The organism is uncultured Corynebacterium sp., assembly GCF_945649885.1.
Classification (GTDB): domain Bacteria; phylum Actinomycetota; class Actinomycetes; order Mycobacteriales; family Mycobacteriaceae; genus Corynebacterium.
In genome coordinates, this window is record NZ_CALZFS010000131.1 from 1 (window position 1) to 7,908 (window position 7,908).

The 7,908-nt window shown below is 58.8% G+C and carries 7 protein-coding genes; 4 read left to right on the forward strand and 3 right to left on the reverse strand.

Features of this window, described 5'->3' with window-relative positions; genetic code table 11:
- Nucleotides 1-1,158 (forward strand): D-alanyl-D-alanine carboxypeptidase family protein (locus Q0M74_RS11925; protein ID WP_293954754.1); only part of this gene is annotated, 1,158 nt, incomplete at its 5' end.
- 49 nt (nucleotides 1,159-1,207) lie between these two features.
- Here the strand turns inward: Q0M74_RS11925 and Q0M74_RS11930 are convergent.
- The 3 genes from Q0M74_RS11930 to trpS form a co-directional block, all read right to left on the reverse strand.
- Nucleotides 1,208-2,131, reverse strand: coding sequence for an RDD family protein (locus Q0M74_RS11930; protein ID WP_293954756.1), 924 nt, complete (start codon nucleotides 2,129-2,131; stop codon nucleotides 1,208-1,210).
- An 82-nt stretch (nucleotides 2,132-2,213) separates the two neighbouring features.
- Nucleotides 2,214-3,299, reverse strand: coding sequence for a YhjD/YihY/BrkB family envelope integrity protein (locus Q0M74_RS11935; RefSeq protein ID WP_293954758.1), 1,086 nt, complete (start codon nucleotides 3,297-3,299; stop codon nucleotides 2,214-2,216).
- Between the two features lie 181 nt (nucleotides 3,300-3,480).
- Nucleotides 3,481-4,524 carry a tryptophan--tRNA ligase gene (trpS, locus tag Q0M74_RS11940; protein ID WP_293954760.1) on the reverse strand — a complete coding sequence of 348 codons (1,044 nt, stop codon included), beginning with the start codon at nucleotides 4,522-4,524 and terminating at the stop codon, nucleotides 3,481-3,483.
- Between the two features lie 358 nt (nucleotides 4,525-4,882).
- Between trpS and Q0M74_RS11945 the strand changes: the two genes are divergently transcribed.
- From Q0M74_RS11945 to Q0M74_RS11955, 3 genes are read left to right on the forward strand one after another with little or no spacing between them, the layout of a single operon-like run.
- Nucleotides 4,883-5,869: an iron ABC transporter permease gene (locus Q0M74_RS11945; protein WP_293954762.1), complete on the forward strand. Its 987-nt coding sequence runs from the start codon at nucleotides 4,883-4,885 to the stop codon at nucleotides 5,867-5,869.
- On the forward strand, nucleotides 5,866-6,672 hold the full coding sequence (locus Q0M74_RS11950) for an ABC transporter ATP-binding protein (protein ID WP_293954764.1): 807 nt from the start codon (nucleotides 5,866-5,868) through the stop codon (nucleotides 6,670-6,672). The genes Q0M74_RS11945 and Q0M74_RS11950 overlap by 4 nt, the downstream gene beginning before the upstream one ends.
- Before the next feature lie 16 nt (nucleotides 6,673-6,688).
- Nucleotides 6,689-7,690: an ABC transporter substrate-binding protein gene (locus tag Q0M74_RS11955; RefSeq protein WP_293954766.1), complete on the forward strand. Its 1,002-nt coding sequence runs from the start codon at nucleotides 6,689-6,691 to the stop codon at nucleotides 7,688-7,690.
- Nucleotides 7,691-7,908 lie beyond the last annotated feature (218 nt).

Sequence of the window (7,908 nt, forward strand, 5' to 3'; positions counted from 1 at the left end):
GCTCAGCCAACCACGAGGGAGACCGCCCCCGACACCGATGAGTGTCCCTTCGAGCAGTCCCCGCCCAAGGCCCGCACCACATCGGAGGTGGTTGCTCCGGGCGATTCCTCCCCCACTGCCCTGCCCATTCCTGATGTTCCTGCCGGTGGGCCACTGATGGCTGATTGTGGTGTGGTCACCCCAGAGGGTTTCAAGCTGCCTGAGGGGCAGACGGCTTCCGCATGGATGGTGTTTGATCTGGATTCCGGGGAGATCATCGCCACGAAGGATCCGCATGGACGTTATCGCCCGGCCAGTATCATCAAGGCACTGATCGCGATGGTCGCCATTGAGGAACTGGATTTGGCGCAGCAGGTCACCGGCACCTGGGATGCTGCCAATATTGTCGGTTCCCGCGTCGGTGTGGGTGAAGACGGCGAGTACACCGTGGAGGAACTTCTCCATGGCCTGCTGTTGGCCAGTGGTAACGACGCAGCCCATCTGCTCGCCCAGGAACTCGGCGGCGATGAAGAGACCTTGCAGAAGATCAATGATCTGGCCCTCAAGATCGGTACCCAGGACACTTTTGCCGCCACCTATTCGGGCCTGGACGCCCCGGGCATGTCCACCTCCGCCTATGACATGTCTCTGATCTACCAGTACGCATGGCAGGATCCGACTTTCACCCAGATCGTGGGCACCGAGTTCATCGATTTCCCCGGCTGGGGTGATAATGAGGGCTTCCAGGTCTGGAATGACAATGGACTGTTTATGAATGACCCTGATGGTATCGGTGGTAAAACCGGTTTCACCGATGATGCCAACCACACCTTCGTCGGGGCTCTGGATCGTGAAGGCCGCCGCCTGGGTACGGTCATCCTGGATACCACCATTGATAAGGCCCGCCCCTGGGAACAGGCCCGCATGCTCATCGACGCCTCCCTCCCCATCCATCCGGGTGCAGGTGTGGGCCAGCTCGGCGAACTGAGTGAAGCGGCAGAGGACACAGAGGAGACCACTGTCGTGGAGCTGCCTGAGACCGAAACCGTTGCCCCTGATGAAGATGATGATGCAGGTGACTCCACCATGATCGACACCGTCAAGGTGGCTCTCCCCATCGGCGTGATCGTCTTGCTGCTCATCGCAGCCCTTGCCTGGACCTTCCGCAAGCGGGGTTAAAGACAAATGTCGGGCTGTGAGGAGGTGCCCTCACCGCCCGACAACTTGTCTAGGACTTCTTGACCACCTCAGCATTGGCCAGCTTGTCATGCCCACCACGCATCTGGTTCTCCTCATTGATCTGATTGCCATAGACACCAGCCATGACCAGTGTGACGATGGATGCTGGCGGGATGATACTCAGGAACTTCCACCAGTTACGTTTCATCGATGCACCGGCAGACAGGCGTGAATGGGTGGTGACATCACGGATTTCATAGCCGAAGAACTTCTTGGCCGGGGTTGCTCCCATGACGCTTTCAAAGCCCACGATATAGGCCACCATGAGCAGGGCACCCAGCACGAAGGCACCGAACTCATTCAGACCCAGCAGGGCCACCAGGATGCCCGAGCCGATGGAGAAGATGATCAGATCCAACCACGCCATGCCCAGGCGAGCGCCTGCGGTGGGGCGTTCCACATTCATCGCAGGGGTCGCACCACTGAAGTGGGACATCGGGGCATGCCCTGAGAAAGCGGTCCCTGAAATGGAGGAATTAACCTGCTCGTTGAAAGGATTGTAGGCACCATGAGTTGGGGCAGTAGTGGGATCACCGTAGTTATAGCCGAAGTTCTGTGGTGGGGAGGACTGTTGCGCCTGGTGTGGCGGAGGTGTGGACTGCTGCTGCCAGGTCTGCTGCCACGTGGGCGCGGCTGGTGCTTCCGGGATGGTGCCGAAATTACCCAGGTGCTGGATCTGCTCCCAGGTCAGCGGAAGGCCGGCGTTGAGTTTCTCGTCATAAAGGGCCCGCTTTGCAGGGTCATTGAGCACCGAAAACGCCATCACTGTCTGGGCACGCCGGGGATCATTCGGGGTGATTCCCATCTGCTCCAGGCGGAGATCCCGGGCGGACAGAACCACTCCGAGGGCCTCAGAATCATCACTGCGATCAAGGTCAAACGCGGTGTACAGGTTGGGCAGATTGGTAGTCATAGCTTCTACCTTAGGCTCAAAGGCACTCCCCTGGGAATCGGGGAATGCCCTGAATTAACCATGTTGAGATCGTGCGGTTCTATTATTTCTTACGCAGCAGTGACAGTGCTCCCGCAGTCACTGCACCCACGGCAACACCAATGCCCAGATTACGAGCAGTTTCCGTGGGTTGTGCCTCATGTGCGATCTCATTGCGCACACGGATCACAGCTGGTTCCGGTGCCGGGATAGGAGTGATCAGGAGGGATTCCTCACTGGTGGCAGCCCATGCGGAGCAGTACATCAGCAGACGCCAGATCAGGTACAGCACCACCATGATGCCGATGATCGGACCGAAGGTGGCACCAGCTGGATTTCCCAACGCATTGGAGGCCAGCACGGAGGCCAGCTGCTTGATGATCTCAAAAGCGATGGCCCCGATGAGCGCCCCTTGGAAAGCGGACTTCAAGGGCACCTTGGTGCGGGGCAGGAATTTGATCAGCCAGAAGAACACCAGGAAGTTGGCCAGCACACCCACGATCACTGCCACGACCCAGGTGATGACACTGATGCCGGGGATGTCTCCCAGCCCGACCCATTCCAGAAGTGACTCGGTGGCACCTGAAGCACCCACGGCGGTGATGCCGAAGGCAATGACGAGAGCGAGCAGCAGGATGATCAGGGCGATCAGGTCATTGATCTTCTTGCCCAGGAAGCTGCCCTCGCGGGGGTCCAGTGACCACATGCGGCTGATGCCGAAACGCAGATTGTGCATCCATCCCAGACCGGACCACAAGGCGGTCAGACCACCAATGCCCAGGACGGCGCCACGTTGTTCAATGGCGCTGTCAATGATGCTGTTGACGGTGTTGCCCACCTCTCCTTCAAGAGCACCTGACACTTCACTCTGGACTCGATCCAACAGTTCTGGGTTGCCCGCCAGGATGAAGCCCATCACGGCAAAGGACAACATGGCGAGCGGGAAGATCGACAACACCGAGAAGTAGGTGATGCCGGCGGAAAGCTGGTTGCCGCCCTTGGAGCTGAAACGCTCATTCATCCGCATGACGTGATCGAACCATTCATGCTTTTCACGCATCTTGTCGACAAATCCAAGCTCATCCTCATTGATGCGCTCGATGCCATACTCGTCGGTGTTTTGTTCATCTGGCGTGGTTCTCGTGGCCATGAGGTCTCGGTCCTTTGGAATTCGTGGAAATTCTTATGGAATTTCACCGGGGGCTAAGTCTCTATATGAACTCCAGGATAGGAAAAACCGGCCACGCAGGCGTGCTGCGTGGCCGGATTGTAATAATCGGCTGGGTAAATACCCCCACCGGATAACAGGCTGTTGCCCGCCATTTGCGTGCTTATCGACGCCTGCGTGGTGCCAGGAAACCGACCTTGTCATAGACATCAGCCAGGACGCCTTCGGCGATCTCGTTGGCGCGGTCCGCGCCGATGGCCAGCACACGCTCGAGTTCCGCACGGTCATTCATGTACTCGTCATACTTGGTCTTCAGCGGGGTGGTGAAGGCCTCCAGTGCCTCAGCGGTATCGCCCTTAAGCGCGCCGTAGCCTTTGCCCTCGTAGCCTTCCACCAGAGTGTCCACGTCAACCCCGGTCAGGGCGGACTGGATGACCAGGAGGTTGGACACACCAGGCTTGTTCGCCACATCAAAGGCGATGACACCATCATTATCGGTGACTGCAGACTTGATACGTTTGGTGGAGACCTTCGGCTCATCCAGCAGGTTGATCAAGCCCTTGGGGTTCTCCCCGGACTTAGACATCTTGGAGGTGGGGTTCTGAAGGTCATAGATCTTGGAGGCACCCTGTGGGATGAAACCTTCTGGCACTTCAAAGACCTTGCCGTAGCGGTTGTTGAAACGCTCCGCCAGGGTGCGGGTGAGCTCGAGGTGCTGACGCTGATCCTCACCCACTGGAACCAGGTGTGGGCGGTAGAGCAGGATGTCTGCGGCCATGAGCATCGGGTAGGTGAACAGGCCTGCAGAGGTACGGTCAGCACCGTGCCTGGAGGACTTGTCCTTGAACTGGGTCATACGGGATGCCTCGCCGAAACCGGTGAGACAGGTCAGGATCCAGGACAGCTCAGCGTGTGCTGGAACATGGGACTGGACAAAGAGGGTGGAACGCCCCGGATCAATACCAAGGGCCAGCAGCTGGGCGGCACCGGCGACAGTGCGGGAACGCAGCTCCTCCGGATCCTGATCCACGGTGATGGCGTGGAGGTCCGGGATGAAATAGAAAGCCTCGTAATTATCCTGCAGGTCGATCCACTGCTTGACAGCACCCAGGTAGTTTCCCAGATGGTAGGAGTCCGCTGTCGGCTGGATGCCGGAGAGGACACGGGAGGTGGTCTGTGCGGTGAGGTCTTTATCCTGCGTAGTCATGGTTAAACAGTCTAGCCACTACGGCTGGAGTTCTTTGGTTGAGGCAACATTAAGTGCAGAAATGTTCAAGGAAAGGTGCCTGAGGAACAGCTCTCCCCTGGTGATATGCCTCCTGACCTGCCCACGGCGACCTGGACACCGCCTATTTCTGAGCCTGGCGCTTCGCGGGCGCACGGCGATTCAGATCACCTTTTGCTGGTGCTCGCCCGAAAGTTTGGGTTTTCCCTCATCCGGTTGGTTAAGCTGGGCAGGTACTTTGCCCACTTTCCACCATGGTCGAACCTTGTCTGACCCCACAGTCGAACCCCACCATCAGTCATATTCAGTAAGGGATGTTGTGTCGCCAACCCGCAGCAGATTGACTACACCGGTAGTCATCATCGGATCGATCATTCTGCTTGTTGTCTCTTTCGTGGTCTCACTCATGCTGGGGCCGGTGACCGTTCCGCTGGGTGATCTGAGCAGCTCCCCCATCGTCACCGAGATTCGTGCACCACGCATCATCATCGCGGCTCTGGTGGGTTCTGCCCTGGCGGTGTCCGGTGCGATCATGCAGACGGTCTTCCATAACCCGCTGGCTGATCCGGGAATCGTGGGTGTCTCCTCAGGGGCCGCTGTTGCTGCGGTATTGGCGATTGTCACCGGTGCCAGCTTCTTCGGTGAATGGACAGTGCCCTTCTCAGCCTTTGTCGGTGCGCTGATCACGGTGGCGGTGGTGTATCTGATTGCCAGTTCCCGGGCCATGGATGGGCGCGGTGCTGATCCGGCCACCCTGGTCTTGGTGGGCATGGCCATCACCGCATTCCTGGGTGCTGTGATCTCTGCGGCCACCGCCAATGCCCCGCAGGATTCAGAGCTGCGTTCCGTGGCCTTCTGGCTCAATGGTGACCTGGTGTCACGCACCTGGGACCACGTGGGTGTCTCCTTCATTCCCATCATCCTGGGTCTGATTCTGGCGATCGGTGCCTCACGTGACCTCAACCTGATGCTGCTGGGTGAGTCCACCGCACAGACCTCCGGCTTGAATGTGGGCCGGGCGCGTGTCCTGTTGCTCGCCCTTGCGGCATTGCTGACCGCCACCGCCGTGGCGGTATCGGGCACCATCACCTTCATCGGGTTGGTGGTCCCGCACCTGATCCGCATTGTCCTGGGTGCAGACCACCGGGCACTGTTGCCCACGGCTGCGCTGTTGGGTGCCACCTTTGTGATCATCGCTGACACCGTGGCACGCCTGTTGTTTTCCCCCATCGTGCTGCAGACCGGTGTTGTGGTGGCTTTCATCGGTTCCCCGATCTTCCTCTATCTCCTGCTCGCCATGCGCAAGCGTAGGGGGTTGGGGCTGTGACTAACACACCTGGTATGGCTGTTGAAGTCCAAAATCTGGACGTCACCTTTCCCACTCATCACGCCGTGCTCAGCGCGTCCTTCTCTGCACCGGCAGGCAAGGTCACGGCACTCATCGGTCCCAATGGTGCCGGTAAATCTACTGCATTGTCAGCCATCGCAGGGCTGATCCCGAGCACGGGTGAAGTCTTTGTGGGTGGAACCCAGATCACCCAGCGCAGCACCGCGGAACGTGCCCGCCTGCTGTCGCTGGTGCCGCAGAACACCGAACTCCGCATCGGTTTCTCAGCCCGCGATGTGGTGGCCATGGGCCGCTATCCCCACCGGAAACGTTTCACCTCCGAGTCAGAGGAGGACCGCGCCGCTACCGAGGAAGCCCTGGAGGCCATCAATGCCCGGGACATCGCGGATCAGCCTGTCAATGAGCTCTCTGGTGGGCAACGCCAGTTGATCCACATCGGTCGCGCCCTGGCGCAGAACACCAGTGTGATGCTTCTCGACGAACCCGTATCCGCCCTTGACCTCCGCCACCAGGTGGAAGTACTGCAGCTGCTGCGCATGCGTGCAGCCCGGGGCACCACCGTGGTCGTGGTACTCCACGACCTCAACCATGTGGCACGGTGGTGCGATCATGCCGTCCTGCTGGAACGCGGGCAACTCGCAGCAGCCGGCGCCGTCGAAGAAGTCCTGCAACCCAGTATCCTCTCCCGGGTTTATGGCCTACCCATCGCAGTCGACAATGATCCTGTCACCCAGAGCCTGCGTGTGACTCCCCTACCCGTGAATTCCGATAACCCCTTTTAAGAAAGTTGACCACACCGTGAAAAAGTCTGTGAAGCTCTCCACCTCTCTGCTTGCCGCAGTACTGTGTGCACCTCTGGTGCTGACTGCTTGCTCACCTTCCCAGGAGAACCCTTCCACCGGCGATACCTCCACCACCGCTTCTGCAACAGCTACTGCTGATGAGACTTCAGAGGCTGATTACCCACGCACCGTCAGCATCGACGATCAGGAAATCACCCTGGAATCCAAGCCGATGCGTATCGCGGTACTGACCCCGGAGGCTTCCTCTCTGGTACTCCCGCTGGCCGGTGCGGAGCGTGTTGTTCTCACCTCAGAGATGAATCCTGAAGATGAGGAGCTCTACGCCCTGGCAGAACAGGTACCGAACAAGGTCAAGCCGGGCGGTTCCCTGGATCCTGAGCAGGTCATCGCCGCTGATCCGGATCTGGTCATTGTCAGTGCCCGCTTTGATACTGAGCAGGACACCATCGACATCCTGGAGAACTTCGGTGTCCCCGTGGTCAACTTCGATGTCGACGGCTGGGATGGCATTGATTCCATCATCACCCACCTGGAATATGTCGGTGAGCTGGTCGGTGCTGAGGACCAGGCTGCTGATGCCATCGCTGAGATCCAGGACACCCGCGCCGAGGTGGAAACCCCGGATGAGGCACCGAAGGTTCTCGCACTGATGCAGCGTGGCCCACGCCAGATGGTCATGCCGGAATCCTCCATGATGTCCGGTCTGATCCGTGAGGCAGGTGGCGAGCCTGTTGTTGATTCCATGGGAACCACCGGCACCATCACCGCTGATCCTGAGCAGGTTGTGGCCATGAACCCGGACATCATCATCATCCAGGACTACCTGGGCAAGGGCCGCGATGACTTCGCGGACTTCCTGGCCAACCCGGCACTCGCGGAGGTTTCTGCCGTGGCCAATGACAAGATTTTCTATGCCGATACCCGCACCACTGGTTTTGCCGCCGGCACTGACATCACCCAGGGACTGTTGGAAATCTCAGAGATGATCAACTCCTAAGGTTCGTGGAGACCCTGGCGAACAAACGGTGGCCTCTGAGCGGCCCTCCCTTCAGAGGTCACCATTTATGTGTTTCAAGGGGAGTACTCTTGGATTGATCCTCTTCCAAAGAAAACCTCAAGGACCACAGCATGAAGATTCTCAACACAGTGCTCCTCTGGCTTCTCTCCCAAGCTCTGGTCTGGACGTTCTACCTGTGGGTGCTGCTGCCCCTGTTC

Bases quoted from the DNA above. Each gene is read 5' to 3' on its own strand.
- Q0M74_RS11930 (WP_293954756.1), bottom strand. From the start codon at position 2,131: ATGACTACCAATCTGCCCAACCTGTACACCGCGTTTGACCTTGATCGC.
- Q0M74_RS11935 (WP_293954758.1), bottom strand. From the start codon at position 3,299: ATGGCCACGAGAACCACGCCAGATGAACAAAACACCGACGAGTATGGC.
- trpS (WP_293954760.1), bottom strand. From the start codon at position 4,524: ATGACTACGCAGGATAAAGACCTCACCGCACAGACCACCTCCCGTGTC.